Raw genomic sequence first — 14,246 nt, forward strand, 5'->3', positions numbered from 1 at the left:
CCTTTGCGATCGTTGCGCGGCGCGGCCGTGGGCGCAGCCGGTGCTTCAGCGGTGGCCGGAGCGCTGCTGTTCGGCGCCGGCCCCACCGCGAAGGCGGCCCCGGTGCCAGGTTTCGACACCAGCTTCACCATCGCCGGTCCGCACGGCGCACCCGGTGGACCCGGAATCCTTCCCGACCGTCCAGGAGGGGGTCATGGATGGGGTGGCCACGGATGGAACGGGGGTCATCGTGGCCAAGGTTGGGGTAACCGCGGATTCTGCGGCCCCGGGCACTGGTGGAACTGGTGGTGGTGAACCACCTCCCCGTGGTAACCGGTCAGTCTCGACGTGCCGATCCACAGAGGCTGAACGGCCCACGGGATTGGGGGGGAAACCATGCCGGCCTGACCACCCCTCAGGTCGGCATGGCCCTCTCTCCAGGGCCAAATCTTCAAGTGGCGGTTAGGGATCGCGAGGAAGGCCGAGCAGCCGCTCGGCGATGATGTTCAGCTGCACCTCCGAGGTGCCGCCGTAGATGGTCGTGGCCCGGCTCGCCAGCAGGTATTCACCCCACAGGCCGGGCGGTTCGCTCGCGTCGCCGATGGCGGCGTCGGCGCCGAACGAGGACACCGCGAACTCCGCATATCCCTGGCCGGTACGCATCGAGAGCAGCTTGGAGATGGCCGCCGACGGCATGGCATCCCCGCCGGCCAGCGTCAACAGCGTCGAGCGTAGGTTCAGCACCTTGGCGGCGTGGCCCTCGGCGATCAGCTGACCCGCGCGGTGCTGTGCGACCGGGTCGAACTGACCGTCCCGGACGAACTCGACGAACTGGCCGAGAGTGGCCAGGAAGTTCGCCTCGCTGCTACCGATCGAAACCCGTTCCGCGGTAAGGGTGTTGCGGCTGACCTCCCACCCCCGGTTCACTTCGCCGAGCACGCATTCGTCGGGCACGAACACGTCGTCGATGTAGACGGTGTTGAACATCGCGTTCCCGGTGAGCTCGCGCAGCGGCTTCACCTCGACACCCTCGCTCCTCATGTCCAGCAAAAAGTAGGTGATGCCACTGTGTTTCGGGGCGCTGGGGTCCGTCCTCGCCAGCAGCGCGCCCCACTGGGAGAGCTGCGCCGCCGTGGTCCAGATCTTCTGGCCGGTGATGCGCCAGCCGCCGTCCGTCCGGGTCGCCTTCGTGCTCAGCCCGGCCAGGTCCGAGCCGGCGCCCGGCTCGGAAAACAGCTGACACCAGATCATCTCGCCGCGGAAGGTCGGCGGCAGGAACCGCTGTTTTTGCTCTTCGGTCCCGAAGGCGACGATCGACGGGATGATCCATGTCGCGATGCCCATCTGCGGCCGCCTCACCCGGCCGGCGGTGAACTCCTGGGCGATGATGATCTGCTCGATCGGACCGGCGGCCCGGCCCCATGGCTTCGGCAGATACGGCAGCGTCCAGCCGCCCTCGGCGATGGCGACCTTGCGCTGCTCGCGCTCCATTGCCTTGAGTGCGGCGACTTCGGCCCGGATCTCGTCCCGCAGCTTCTCGGTGGCGGGGTCGAGGTCGATGTCGACCGCCCGCATGCCGGTGCTAGTGGCGGTGTGCACCACTTTCTGCGGGTACTCCGAACCGCGGCCGAAGGAGGCGGCCAGCATCAGCGCCCGGCGGTAGTACACGTTCGTGTCGTGCTCCCAGGTGAAGCCGATCCCGCCGTGCACCTGGATGCAGTCCTGCGCGCACCCTTGAGCGGCCGCCGGCGCCAGCGTCGCCGCCACGGCGGCCGCGAACTCGACATTGGAACCGGTAATGTCCCAATCGTTTTCGCGCGCCTCGTCGATCGCGCGGGCGGCGTCCCACACCGCCGCGGTGGCGCGCTCGGTGGTGGCGATCATCTCCGCGCACTTGTGCTTGATGGCCTGGAACTGGCCGATCGGCCTGCCGAACTGCTCACGGATCTTGGCGTATTGCGATGCCGTGTCGGTCGCCCAGCGCGCCACCCCGATCGCCTCGGCGGACAGCAGCGTCGTCATCAGCGCGTGCGCGGTCGCCATGCTCAGGTTGCCCAACGCGGCGTCGGCGCCGACCTCGACGGCGTTGGCCCGCACATGGGCGATGGGGCGCAGCGGGTCGATGCTCTTCACGGGCTCGATCTCGAGCTCCTCGGCGCGCAGCACCACCCATTCCTCGCCGCTGTCGATCGCGACCGGGAGCACCAGCACGGAGGCTTGCGCCGCCGCGGGAACGGCCCGGACCTCGCCGCGCAGCACCAGCGTGTCGCCCTGCCGGGTGGCGGTCAGCCCGCAACAGTCCATCGCGTAGGCGGCGATGGCGGCGCCGGACGCCAGCTCGGAGAGCACCTTGGCCTGCGGGTCGCTGGCGGAAATCAGCGCGCTGGCGATCGCCGACGGCACGAAGGGTCCGGGCACGGCGCCGTAGCCGAACTCGGCCAGCACGATGGCCAACTCGAGGATGCCGAAACCCTGTCCCCCCACCGATTCGGCGAGGTGCAGACCCTGCAGTCCCTGTTCGGCCGCCGCCTGCCAGTACGGCGGGGGATTGTCGATCGGCGCTTCCATTGCCGCGTGCAAGACTTCGGACGGCGCGATGCGCGCCACCAGTGACCGCACCGAATCGGCCAGGTCTTGATGCTCAGGAGTGATAGCGATCGGCATTGGTCGCCTTCCCATGCTCTGGGGTTCCGTCTCGGAAAAGCAGCTTCCAAACTAACAACCGGTCGGTTGGTTGACCACAGGGGTTACTGGCGGGAACCCTCAGCGGAACCGTTTGGTGATCCACTTGGTGATCAGGTCGGCTTGCTCGCCGCGCGCGCCCGGGGTGGTGAAGTAGTGGTCGGTGTCGACCGACGCCAGCGTCTTGTCGGTGCTGGCGAGCGCGGCGAAAATCCGTTGGGCGTCGGACGGGAACACGCCGGTATCGGCCTCGGCGTTGATCACCAGGGCGGGGCAGGTGATCCGGGCCAGGTGCGGTTCGGCCCGAGTCTGCGCGGTCCGCAGGCTCCACATGCCCAGCCAGCTGCGCAGGGTGCAGGCCGCGGCGATGCCGTGCGCGGATCGGTTCGCCTTGGCCGGGAGGCCCGCATAACACATGTTCGGTTGGCGCTTGGTCGGCTCGATACTGGCGTCGACCATGCGGGGATCGGCCCAGGTGCGCGCGACGCTGAACGGACGGTCGGAAAACCCCGCCGCGCGAACGCGTTTGAGTTCCTTCTCGGCCCAGTCGGTGATGGCGTGATTGCGCGCGGTCTGCGCGCGGCGGTACCGGGTGAGGAACTCCGGCCCGTACGGCGGGCCATTGCGCTCGTTGAACAGGTCCAGGTCGGCGTCGGTGGCGACGGGGTCGTTCTCGTCGACGACGGCGGCATCCATCCACGCCGTCAGCACGTCGGGTCGCCCCGGATGGGCGGCGGCCGCCACATAACCGTCCGCGACGGGCAACTCGGTCACCCCCGCCGCGGGCCGCATGCCGTCCAGCGGGGTCACGTTCGGCTCCACGGCCTGCGACTGGTACGCGGCCATCAGCGATCCGCCACCCGAATTGCCAAGCAGTACAACCGTTTCAACTCCCTGCACTTCGCGGAGCCAGCGCACCCCGACGCCGATGTCGACCAGCGCGTGGTCGAGCAAAAAGCTGCTTTCGAAGCCACGGAACCTGGTGTTCCAGCCGAGAAAGCCGACGCCGCGGGTGGCCATGTAGTCGGCGAGGTAGTGCTCGGAGAAGTCGATCTGGTAATGCGTGGCGATCATCGCCACCTTGGGCTTGCGACCCACCCCGCGGTGGTACAGCCCCTGGCACGGATGCCCACCCGCACCGGCACGCCCGGCGGTGCGCGACGGCAGCCCGACGAACTCGCGGACAACTCCGGCGGCACCGGTGTGAAGAGTCATTTCGGCGCCCCTGCTGGCGATGGACATCTCGAAAGAAAACTGCAGCTGATGTTAGATTCAGAATCAGATCTTGGCCAGGCCAGCCGGGCACCGAGGGGAGCCGCGCGATGATCAAGCCGCACAACACCAACACGGAATTCGAACTCGGCGGGATCAACCACGTGGCGCTGGTCTGCTCGGACATGGCGCGCACCGTGGACTTCTACACAGGAGTCCTCGGCATGCCGTTGGTCAAGTCGCTCGACCTGCCCGGGGGTGCGGGGCAGCACTTCTTCTTCGACGCCGGCAACGGCGACTGCGTCGCCTTCTTCTGGTTCGCCGAGGCCCCCGACCGCGTACCGGGCGTCTCGTCGCCCGGCGCCATCCCCGGCATCGGCGACATCACCAGCGCGGTGAGCTCCATGAACCACCTGGCCTTCCACGTGCCGGCCGAAAAGTTCGACGGCTACCGTCAGCGGCTCAAGGACAAGGGGGTGCGCGTCGGCCCGGTGCTCAACCATGACGAGAGCCCCATGCAAGTGTCCGCGACGGTGCATCCCGGGGTGTACGTGCGGTCGTTCTACTTCCAGGACCCTGACGGTATCACCCTCGAATTCGCTTGCTGGGTCAAGGAATTCGGCACCAGCGATACCCGGGCCGTGCCCAAGACCGCGGCGGACCGCCGGCCTCCGGTGGCCGCCGGTCGCTGATGACCCTGACCGACGAGCAGATCGCGGCGCTCACGCCCGGTGAGCGGCGCGACCTGATCACCCGGCTGGAACAACCCGTGAGCGACGTCATCGACCCGGTGTTTTTGGCCCGCGTGCGACGCATCCGATTGAGCCTGATGATCGGCGGCTCGGCGGTAATGATCCCCTGGCTGGGATATCTCTCCACGACGCTGCCGGAGGACTACGTCGCGCACAACTGGCCTCTCACCTGGGTGGGCTTCGACGTGCTGTTGATGGTGTTCATGGTGGCGACGGCAGTTCTCGGTTACCTGCGCCGTCAGGTGCTGGTTCCGGCCGCGTTCACCACCGGGGTGCTCTTGACCTGCGACGCGTGGTTCGACCTCATGACCGCCGGGCCCAAGGATGTCTGGTTGTCGGTGGCCACCGCCGTGCTGGTCGAGCTGCCGCTGGCGGCCTTCATGGTCATCAGCGCGCTGCGGCTCATGCGCCTGACCATGGAGCGTTTCTGGCTGCTGGATCCCGGGATGAGGCTGTGGGATCTACCCCTGTTGCCGTGAGGCGGTAGCGGTTTGGCCGGTCCGGCTGAAACCGCACCCGAAAATTTTTCGAAAAACCGCAAGATCGGCGCCGTAGTCGACTACTGTCCAACAACAGCGACAAGGGGGGGTACGAAGCGGCACCGTAAGTTCAGTCCAACATCCGCAAATCCGTCGCAAAGATCTCCGGTCGAATTTGAATTCATGCTGCCCAGAAGAGCCATTCTCGAATGGCTCTTCCGGTACCTCTTTGCCGCACAACAAATTTCGACATTTCACAGAGTGAGGATCAAGAAATGGTCGCACTGGGAAACATCTACGAATGGCAGCCGCCGCACGGCCCGCTGACCATGTGGATGGCAGCACCTTCGGCCCACGAAGCGGCCCGTGCCGCGCGGCGAAGCGACCTAGCTCCGAGCTATCAACAGAGTCAACATCTTTGGACCGCCTACCAGGCCAAGGCCATCGACAGGCAGCTACCCCGCCTGATGGTCGTGGCCTGGGACATTCCCGGCATCTGTGACGTCCAGGCGATGACGTCGGCGGTCAATGCGCATGTCCGCCGGCAGGATACCTACCACAGCTGGTTCGATTTCGAGGACAACGTCATCGTCCGGCGCATGCTCGACGACCCGGAGGCGATCGAGCTCGCTCCGACGGAGTTCGGCCATCTGAGTGCCGACCAAGTGCGCACACATGTCTTGACGACGACCCCGGGAACGCTCGAATGGGGTTGCTTCACTTTCGGTATCGTCCAGGCCGCGGACCATTTCACGTTCTATGCCAGCGTGGACCACCTGCACATCGACGGTATCTCCGCCGCCCTGATCTTCGTGGACATCCACGTGCTGTACCGGGAATTTTCGCAGGGCGCGCAGCCCGACACGGTCGCCACGCCTCCCGAGGTCCGGAGCTATTCCGGCTACTCGGTACGGCAGCGCGAGAAAGCCGCCGCCTTGACCCTGGCATCCCCGGAGATCAAGGAGTGGATCGCGTTCGCCCAAGACACCGATGGCGACTGGCCGAGTTTCCCGTTGCCGCTCGGAGACGCGTGGGCCAGCAGCAAGGGCGACCTACTGACCGTCGATTTGTTGGACGCCGAAGAGACGGAGGCTTTCGACACCGTCTGCTGCGCGGCCGGCGCCCGATTCATCGGGGGAGTGCTGGCCTGCACCGCGTTGACCGAACGCGAGTTGACCGGCAAGGAGAACTATCATGGGTTCACGGCGAGGGACACCCGCACGCAGAGCATCGACACGATGACAGTGGGCTGGTTCGCCAGCCTGATCCCGGTCACCGTGCCGACCTCCGGCGGTTCGTTTCCGGAGGCGGCCCGGGCGGCCCAGAAGTCGTTCGACGCCGCCAAGGACCTTGCTGATGTGCCGGTGGAACGGGTGCTCGAGTTGGCGGCACTGGACGAACTGGGAATCAAGCTACCCACGCGTCTGCCGATGATGTTGTCGTTCTTGGATTTTCGGAAGATCCCGCTCGCCGGGGTGTGGGCGGCGATGAATTTCGGCACCTACGGCGACAGCCTCTCGGCCGGCGGCGTCAACTTGTGGATCAACCGGCATGCGGAGAAGACCACCGTGACGATCTCCTTTCCGGACAACGCGATAGCGCGTGGGTCGGTAAAGCGCTACGTCGCGACCCTGATCCGGACGTTCGCACGCGTCTTGAACAACACTCCGGACCAGCCCGACGTGGTCGCGGCATAGCAGAAACGCATGGGGGGCCGAAACATGAGCAACGTGCTGGATCTGGCCGATCAGACCCTCTTTCTCGGCGAGCGAGCGACAGCCGCCACCAGTGTGCTGCAAACCATCTGGGTGTACGACCACGCCATCGACATCGACGGTGTGCGCACCTTCCATCGCCATCTCTGCCGGGGCCGGTTGCGGCGCCGCATCGAACGGTCCGCCTTGCCGTTCGGCCGGCATCGCTGGGTGGCGCCCACCGATCAGTCGGGCCTCGAGATCGTCGCGACGTCCCGGCCACGCGATGAAATCGACGACTGGCTGGACGAACAGGCGAACACGCGGCGGCCGGATGCCGAACACGGCCCCGGATGGCACCTCGCCGTGCTGCCGTTGACCGATGGCGGCGCGGCGGTGAGCCTGGTCGTCACCCATTGCCTCACCGACGGTGTCGGCCTGTGCGAGGCGTTGGCGGACGCGGCGTGCGGCCGCGACGACACGATCGACTGGCCCCCGGCGGCGTCACGGCGACGGTGGCGGGCACTGCGCGAGGACGCCCGCCAAACCGCGCACGACACGGCGGATGTGGGCCGCGCCGTTGTCGCGGCGGCGCGCATGGCCCGCGCCGCCCGCAACGCCGCAGTCACCGCCCCGCCGGCCAGAAAGCGACCCGCACCGCCCACCGGGCCGGAGGAACACATCAGGCTCCCCATGGCCATGATCTTCGTCAACGCCGACGAGTGGGACGCGCGCGCAAACGCCCTCGGGGGAACGAGCAACGCGCTGCTGGCGGGGCTGGCGGCCCACCTCGCCCGGCGCGTGGGGCGGGTCGCTGCGGACGGCACGGTCAACGTGGGCATGCCCGTCAACGAGCGCACCCCGGGCGACACCCGCGCCAACGCGGTCATCAATGTCGACATCACGGTCGACCCCACACCCGCGACGACCGACCTGCGCGGGATCCGCGCCTCGATCAAACACGCGCTGACGCGCCACGAGGACGAGCCCGACGAGCGGTGGGCGTTGCTGCCGCTGGTTCCCCTGATTCCACGACGCGTCATGCGGGCACTGATCGGGGTGGTCACCGGCAGTGCGACCACCGTCGTGTCGTCGAACCTCGGGCCGTTGGACCCGGCCGCCAACCGGCCGGACGGCACCGACGCGGATCACTTCGCCATGAGGTCCGTGTACCCGGGGGTGACCACCGCGACGATGTACCGCACCAACGGGGCGCTGGCGTTGCTGTCGGGACGGGTCCACGGACAGGTCTTCGTCTCGTTGCTCGCCTATGAGCTCGGCCGCCATAACTCTGAAGTCGAATTGCGGCAGCACATTTCGAGCGCGCTGTGCGAACTCGGGCTCACCGCCACCACGGGCTGGCGCGCGGCCTGCCCGGCGTGACGCCCGGCTAGGTGTCGGCGTCCGCCCGTATTTCCTTGGTTCCGTAGAGCTTCGGCTCGGCGAGCTCATCGAGCAGCGCGGCCAAATGGTCGACGAGCTGGTCCGGCTCGAGGCGGACATCGCCGGCGAGCCAGGCGCTGATGGTCTGCCCGACGCCGCCGACCACGAAGTGCGCCGCGGCCTTGATGCGGTCGTTCGCCGGCACGCGGAGCACGTCTCCGACGTGCTGGCCCGACAGCATGGCGAACAGCGCGCTGGATTCGGCGCGCTTGCGCACGATCACGGGATCCGCCAGCTGCGTGCTGAACAGCAGCCGCCCGAGGCGGGCGTCGCCGGCGATGGTGCGCACGATGTTCGTCATACCCGCGCGCGTCTGCTCCTCCGGCGGCACCGCCGCCACTGCGGCCTGTGTGGTGGCGGCCAGCTCGGCGACCACCCAGTCGAAAACGCTGGCGACGAATTCGTCTTTGTCGGCGAAGCTTTCGTAGAAGTAGCGGGCCGCCAGGCCGGCCCGGCGGCACACACCGCGGACGGTGACCGCGGAGATGCTCTGCTCCTGGGCCCCGAGCAGCTCCAGCCCGGCGGCCAGGAGCCGGCTGCGGCGGGCGGCCAGTCGCTGCGACGCCTCGACGCCGCGGTAGGGCCGCGCGCTCGAGGTCTCAGTCATGCCAACCATCTTGACACCGACGCGGCGCCACGACAATATCAGGAAACAAGCGTTCTCACATTAGCGGACCGTGCCGCGGGAGGGGTCTGACGATGGCAATACAACAGCCTGTGCAGGAGCGGGTGCCGCACGTCGAGCGCGCCATCACCGATCCGCCACGGCGGTCGCCTGCGCGGCGGCGCCGGCGGCACGCGCTCGGCATGGACGAAGGGTTGATGGGCGTCGCGCTGTTGGCCGGCCCGGCCAACGTGATCATGCAGTTGGCGCGGCCCGCGGTCGGCTACGGCGTCATGGAGAGCCGCGTCGAAAGTGGCCGCGTCGACCTGCATCCCATCAAGCGTGCACGCACCACCTTCACCTACCTGGCGGTGGCGACCAACGGTAGCGACGCCCAGAAGGAGGCCTTCCGACGGGCGGTGAACCGCGCCCACGCGCAGGTCTACTCCACCCCCGGAAGCCCGGTGCAGTACAACGCCTTCGACCCCGACCTGCAGCTGTGGGTGGGGGCCTGCCTGTACAAGGGCGGCGTCGACATCTACCGCATGTTCATCGGCGAGTTGGACGGTGCGGACGCCGACCGGCACTACCGCGAGGGCATGGCGCTGGCCACCACGTTGCAGGTGCCGCCGGAGATGTGGCCGCCGGACCGGGCCGCGTTCGACCGGTACTGGCAGGAGTCGCTGGCCAAGGTCCACATCGACGACGCCGTGCGCGACTATCTGCATCCGATCGCCGCGTCCCGAGTTCCGGGACTTGGTCTGCCGGGCCCGCTGCAGCGCCTAGCCGACAGGCTCCCCTTGCTGATCACCACGGGCTTTTTGCCGCAGCGGTTTCGCGACGAGATGCGGCTGCCCTGGGACGCCGCCAAACAGCGGCGCTTCGACCGGCTCATCGCGGCGTTGGCCTCGGCGAACCGGTGTTTACCGCGGTTCGTTCGGCAGTTCCCCTTCAACGTCCTGTTGTGGGATGTCGACCGCAGGATCAGGACGGGCCGCCCGTTGGTCTAGCGTCCGGGCGGCCGTGCCGATCCGCTCCGTTTGATAACGACAATCATATTCATTAAGCTCTCCTCTGCCTGGTAAGCCTTCCAGCCCGAGGAGTACCCATGACGGCGCCGATCTGGATGGCCTCGCCACCGGAGGTGCATTCCGCCTTGCTCAGTAGCGGCCCCGGCCCGGCGTCGTTACTCGCCGCGGCGGGCGCATGGTCCGAGTTGAGCACCGAATATGATTCGGCCGCAACGCAACTCAGCGGCGTCTTGGCCGCGGCGCAGGCCGGCGCGTGGGAAGGGCCCAGTGCGGAGTCGTACGTGGCCGCCCATGCGCCATACCTCGGATGGCTGACGCAGGCCAGCGCGCACAGCGCGGCAGCCGCCGCTCAACACGAGACCGCCGCGGTCGCCTACACCGCGGCGCTGGCGGCCATGCCGACGCTGCCGGAACTCGCCGCCAACCACGCCGTCCACGCAACGTTGGTGGCGACGAACTTCTTTGGCGTCAACACGGTTCCGATCGCGCTCAACGAAGCCGATTACGCGCGGATGTGGGTGCAGGCGGCCGGCACCATGACCAGCTATCAAGCGGTCTCCACCGCGGCCGTGGCGTCGACACCGCAAACCGACCCCGCGCCGCCGATCGTGAAAGCCGATGCCGCGGGACAAGACTCGGGGGGCGATATCCACGACCCCACAATCGACAACCCGATCGACGACTTCATCGCGAACATCCTGAGGAACCTCGGCATCAACTGGGACCCCGCACAGGGCACCGTCAACGGACTGCCCTACGACGCGTATACCAATGCGGGACAACCCATCTTCTGGGTCGTTCGGGCGCTGGAACTGCTCGAGGATTTCCAGCAGTTCGGCTATTACCTGGTGCACAATCCGGCGCTGGCCTTCCAGTACCTGGTTCAGCTGATCTTGTTCGACTGGCCGACGCACATCCTCGAGATCTTCATCAGCCAGCCCCAGTTGCTGGCCCCCGCGATCCTCCTCGCGGTCGCCCCCTTCGGCGCCGTCGGCGGCTTCGCGGGGCTGGCCGGCCTGGCCGGCACACCCCAACCCACGGTGGTCCCGGCGGCGGTGCCCGCGCCCGCCGCACCGCCGGGCCCGATGCCGGCCGTCGCGGTGGCGCCGACCGCCGCCGCACCGGCCGCGGCCCCCGCATCGGCGCCGGCCTCCGCACCCGCTCCGACGGCGACCACTGTCACCACCGCGCCGCCCGCCCCGCCACCGCCGCACGCGCCTGGTTTCGCAGCGCCCTATGTCGTCGCCCCGCCCGGCGTCGGGTTCGGCTCGGGGATGAGTTCCAGCGCCAGCTCCACCGCGAAAAGGAAAGCGCCGGAACCCGATAGCGCGGCGGCCGCGGCGGCGGCGGCCGCGCGGGGACAGGCCAGGGCGCGCCGGCGTAGGCGGGCGATCCAGCGCGACCACGCCGACGAGTTCGCCGACATGAACGTCGACGTCGATCCGGATTGGGGCACGCCGGGTGACGAGTCGGCGGCGCTCGCATCGGACCGCGGCGCCGGGAAGCTGGGGTTCGCCGGGACCGCGCACCGGCGGGCGGCCACCGGGGCGGTGGGCCTGACCGCTCTAGCCGCCGACGAGTTCGGCGGCGGTCCCCGGATGCCGATGTTGCCGGGCACCTGGAACGGGCAGGGACCCACCGCGCCGCAGCGGCCCGACGTCGCGCGCCGGTAATGTCGACTTTGTGCGCAGCGAAGGCGATACCTGGGACATCACAACAAGTGTCGGCTCGACGGCGGTATTCGTGGCGGCCGCGCGAGCGCTCGAGGCGCAGAAGCCGGACCCCCTGGCCGTGGACCCCTATGCGGAGGTGTTCTGCCGCGCCATGGGCGGGTGGGCGGCCGACGTGCTGGACGGCAAGGCCCCCGGCCACGAGTTGACGACGGCCGAATTCGGCCAGCACTTCGTCAACTTCCAGGGCGCCCGCACCAGATACTTCGACGAGTACTTCCGCCGCGCCGCCGACGCGGGCGTACGGCAGGTGGTCATCCTGGCGGCCGGGCTGGACTCTCGCGCCTACCGGCTGGACTGGACCGCCGCGACGACGATCTTCGAGCTGGATCAGCCGCAGGTCCTCGATTTCAAGCGCGAGGTGCTCTCCGGCCGCGGTGCCCAACCGAAGGCCGAGCGTCGCGAGATCGCGGTGGACCTGCGCGAAGACTGGCCGCAGGCGTTGCGCGACAGCGGCTTTGACGCGGCCAAGCCGTCGGCCTGGATAGCCGAAGGCCTGCTCGTCTACCTCCCGGCCGCCGGCCAGGAGCAGCTGTTCACCGGCATCGACAATCTGGCGGCCCCGGGCAGCCACGTCGCCGTCGAGGACGGCGCCCCGCTGGACCAGGACGACTTCGAGAAAAAACGCAAGGAAGAACGCGCCGCGACGGCCGACGGTGCGCGGCCCTTCTATCAGTTGGTGTACAACGAGCGGATCGCGCCCGCCACCGAATGGTTCGGCGAGCGAGGCTGGGCCGCGGCCGGCACCCCGCTGGCCGATTACCTGCGCCAGAACGGCAGGCCGGTACCGGCCCCGGACGTCGATGCCGGGCTGATGGTCGCCCGTAACACCCTGGTGAGCGCAGTCAAAGCCTGATTCGTTGCGGTCGGCGTCCCATGAGTTTTCGATGGGTTGACCCCGCGGTGGAACTTTTCCGCGCCGCCCTCCGACTACTACCGAGCTGATCGGTGCGCCGCCCAACAGCCCGGGCGGCGCCGGGCTCAGCCGCGGAGGAGTCCCGGGATGGTGCTACGCGTTTTTTCGACAAGTCGGTGGCACCCATGACGGCACCGGTGTGGATGGCGTTGCCCCCGGAGGTCCACTCGGCGCAACTGAGCAGCGGTCCCGGTCCGGCCGGCCTACTGGCCGCCGCGGCCGCCTGGAGCTCGCTGGGCGCGACCTACGCCTCGGCGGCCGACGAGCTGTCCGTGACCCTGGCCGCGGCGCAGGCCGGGGCGTGGCAGGGACCCACCGCCGAGCAGTATGCGGCCGCCCACGCCCCGTATCTGGCCTGGCTGGCGCGGGCCAGCGCCAACAGCGCGGCGACCGCCGCCCGGCACGAAACCGCGGCCACCGCCTACACCGCGGCGCTGGCGGCCATGCCGACGCTGCCGGAGCTGGCCGCCAACCACACGACGCACGGCGTCTTGGTCGCGACGAACTTCTTCGGCGTCAACACCATCCCGATCGCGCTCAACGAGGCCGATTACGCGCGGATGTGGGTCCAGGCGGCCACCACGATGTCGACGTACCAGGCGGTCTCGACCGCGGCGGTGGCGTCGAGGCCGCAGACCGACCCGGCCCCGGTCATCCTGCATGCCGACCATGCCGACGGCTCCGACGACGAAGACGACGACACCGGGATCGTCGACAACGACGGCGGCAACCCGTACCAGCTGAGCTGGTGGATCAACCGATTCACGGAGATTTTCCAAACCATCGCAAGGGATTTGGAGGAGTTCCCGGAGAATCCGTCCGCGGCGCTGACCCACCTGCTGAACGACATCGGCCTGCTGATCGCGGACGAGTTCACGCACGCGATCGAGGCCTTCCAGGCGTTCGCCCCCCAGATCGCGGCGTTCGCGCTGGCCCTGCCGGCCGGGGCGGCGGCCGGACTCGCCAGTCTGGCCGGGCTGGCCACGGTCCAGCCCGAGCCGGCCCTGGCGCGGGCCCCGGTGGCCGCGCCGGTACCCGACGCCCCGAAGATGGCCGCGGTGGCCGCCGGCCCACCGGTCAGCGCCGCGGCCCCGGCGCCGTCCGCCGCCGCCCCGGCATCCGCCCCGGCCACCGCGCCGACCTCGGTGCCGGCCACCGCGGCGGCGCCGCCCCCCGCGGGTATCGGGGGCGCGCCCTTCCCCTACCTGGTGGGCGGTCCGACCGTCGGGTCCGGCACGGGCATGGGCGCCGGCGCGCGACGGAAGGCGCCAAAGCCCGACTCCGCGGCTGCCGCGGCGGCCGCGGCATCGGCGCGTGAGCAGCGGCGGGCGCGTCGGCGCCGGCGGGCGGCGATGAACGAACACCACCACGGTTACCGGTACGAGTTCATCGACTCCGACGGCGGGACGGGTCCCGACCGGTTCATCGGGCCGGAACCGTCCGCCGTGGCGGCGCCGTCCGGCCAGGGGGCGGGCGCGCTGGGTTTCGCCGGAACGGCCGGCAAGGGCGTCGCCGAGGCGGGCGGCCTGGCAACGCTGGCGGGCGACGAGTTCGGCGGCGGGCCGTCGGTGCCCATGCTGCCGGGCTCCTGGGAGCCGGACTAGCGAAGCCCTGTGAGCGACCGGAACTTTTGGGGTGCGCCGGACGACTACTGGCTGCGTGTTCGTTGCGCGGGCGCGGCGGGGCGCTCGGATTGCTAATGAAAACGATTTTCGATAAGCTCG

11 protein-coding genes are annotated in these 14,246 nt (G+C 69.0%); 8 read left to right on the top strand and 3 right to left on the bottom strand.

Translation table 11 applies throughout. The features are described from left to right. Nucleotides 1–441 precede the first annotated feature (441 nt). Complete coding sequence (locus KXD96_RS05365) at nt 442–2,643, bottom strand: acyl-CoA dehydrogenase (RefSeq protein ID WP_260743409.1); 2,202 nt, start codon at nt 2,641–2,643, stop codon at nt 442–444. A 99-nt stretch (nt 2,644–2,742) separates the two neighbouring features. Next, nucleotides 2,743–3,876, bottom strand: a complete 1,134-nt coding sequence (locus KXD96_RS05370; RefSeq protein ID WP_260743410.1) for a lysophospholipase — start codon at nt 3,874–3,876, stop codon at nt 2,743–2,745. Between the two features lie 107 nt (nt 3,877–3,983). On the opposite strand from KXD96_RS05370, the gene KXD96_RS05375 reads away from it, so the two are divergent. The 4 genes from KXD96_RS05375 (at nt 3,984) to KXD96_RS05390 (ending at nt 8,181) form a co-directional block, all read left to right on the top strand. Beyond that, nucleotides 3,984–4,565, top strand: a complete 582-nt coding sequence (locus tag KXD96_RS05375; protein ID WP_260743411.1) for a VOC family protein — start codon at nt 3,984–3,986, stop codon at nt 4,563–4,565. Continuing rightward, the gene (locus KXD96_RS05380; protein ID WP_260743413.1) at nt 4,565–5,104 is read left to right on the top strand and encodes a hypothetical protein; all 540 of its coding nucleotides are present in this window, start codon (nt 4,565–4,567) and stop codon (nt 5,102–5,104) included. The genes KXD96_RS05375 and KXD96_RS05380 overlap by 1 nt, the downstream gene beginning before the upstream one ends. A gap of 275 nt (nt 5,105–5,379) precedes the next feature. Continuing rightward, a complete protein-coding gene (locus tag KXD96_RS05385; protein WP_260743415.1) occupies nt 5,380–6,801 on the top strand; it encodes a condensation domain-containing protein in 1,422 nt (473 codons plus the stop codon). A 24-nt stretch (nt 6,802–6,825) separates the two neighbouring features. Beyond that, nucleotides 6,826–8,181 carry a hypothetical protein gene (locus KXD96_RS05390; RefSeq protein ID WP_260743417.1) on the top strand — a complete coding sequence of 452 codons (1,356 nt, stop codon included), beginning with the start codon at nt 6,826–6,828 and terminating at the stop codon, nt 8,179–8,181. Nucleotides 8,182–8,188: 7 nt separating this feature from the next. On the opposite strand, the gene KXD96_RS05395 is transcribed toward KXD96_RS05390, so the two are convergent. Next, nucleotides 8,189–8,857, bottom strand: a complete 669-nt coding sequence (locus KXD96_RS05395; protein WP_260743418.1) for a TetR/AcrR family transcriptional regulator — start codon at nt 8,855–8,857, stop codon at nt 8,189–8,191. Nucleotides 8,858–8,940: 83 nt separating this feature from the next. Between KXD96_RS05395 and KXD96_RS05400 the strand changes: the two genes are divergently transcribed. From KXD96_RS05400 to KXD96_RS05415, 4 genes are all read left to right on the top strand, one after another. Further along, nucleotides 8,941–9,855: an oxygenase MpaB family protein gene (locus KXD96_RS05400; RefSeq protein ID WP_260743419.1), complete on the top strand. Its 915-nt coding sequence runs from the start codon at nt 8,941–8,943 to the stop codon at nt 9,853–9,855. A 98-nt stretch (nt 9,856–9,953) separates the two neighbouring features. Continuing rightward, a complete protein-coding gene (locus KXD96_RS05405) occupies nt 9,954–11,549 on the top strand; it encodes a PPE family protein (RefSeq protein WP_260743422.1) in 1,596 nt (531 codons plus the stop codon). A gap of 10 nt (nt 11,550–11,559) precedes the next feature. Next, the gene (locus KXD96_RS05410; protein WP_260743424.1) at nt 11,560–12,462 is read left to right on the top strand and encodes a class I SAM-dependent methyltransferase; all 903 of its coding nucleotides are present in this window, start codon (nt 11,560–11,562) and stop codon (nt 12,460–12,462) included. A 185-nt stretch (nt 12,463–12,647) separates the two neighbouring features. Then, a complete protein-coding gene (locus KXD96_RS05415) occupies nt 12,648–14,126 on the top strand; it encodes a PPE family protein (RefSeq protein ID WP_260743426.1) in 1,479 nt (492 codons plus the stop codon). Nucleotides 14,127–14,246: the final 120 nt, after the last annotated feature.

The sequence above is a fragment of the Mycobacterium sp. SMC-2 genome, from assembly GCF_025263485.1.
Lineage (GTDB): Bacteria > Actinomycetota > Actinomycetes > Mycobacteriales > Mycobacteriaceae > Mycobacterium.

Coding starts and splice junctions, on each gene's coding strand:
- KXD96_RS05365 (WP_260743409.1), bottom strand. CDS start 2,643: ATGCCGATCGCTATCACTCCTGAGCATCAAGACCTGGCCGATTCGGTG.
- KXD96_RS05370 (WP_260743410.1), bottom strand. CDS start 3,876: ATGACTCTTCACACCGGTGCCGCCGGAGTTGTCCGCGAGTTCGTCGGG.
- KXD96_RS05375 (WP_260743411.1), top strand. CDS start 3,984: ATGATCAAGCCGCACAACACCAACACGGAATTCGAACTCGGCGGGATC.
- KXD96_RS05380 (WP_260743413.1), top strand. CDS start 4,565: ATGACCCTGACCGACGAGCAGATCGCGGCGCTCACGCCCGGTGAGCGG.
- KXD96_RS05385 (WP_260743415.1), top strand. CDS start 5,380: ATGGTCGCACTGGGAAACATCTACGAATGGCAGCCGCCGCACGGCCCG.
- KXD96_RS05390 (WP_260743417.1), top strand. CDS start 6,826: ATGAGCAACGTGCTGGATCTGGCCGATCAGACCCTCTTTCTCGGCGAG.
- KXD96_RS05395 (WP_260743418.1), bottom strand. CDS start 8,857: ATGGTTGGCATGACTGAGACCTCGAGCGCGCGGCCCTACCGCGGCGTC.
- KXD96_RS05400 (WP_260743419.1), top strand. CDS start 8,941: ATGGCAATACAACAGCCTGTGCAGGAGCGGGTGCCGCACGTCGAGCGC.
- KXD96_RS05405 (WP_260743422.1), top strand. CDS start 9,954: ATGACGGCGCCGATCTGGATGGCCTCGCCACCGGAGGTGCATTCCGCC.
- KXD96_RS05415 (WP_260743426.1), top strand. CDS start 12,648: ATGACGGCACCGGTGTGGATGGCGTTGCCCCCGGAGGTCCACTCGGCG.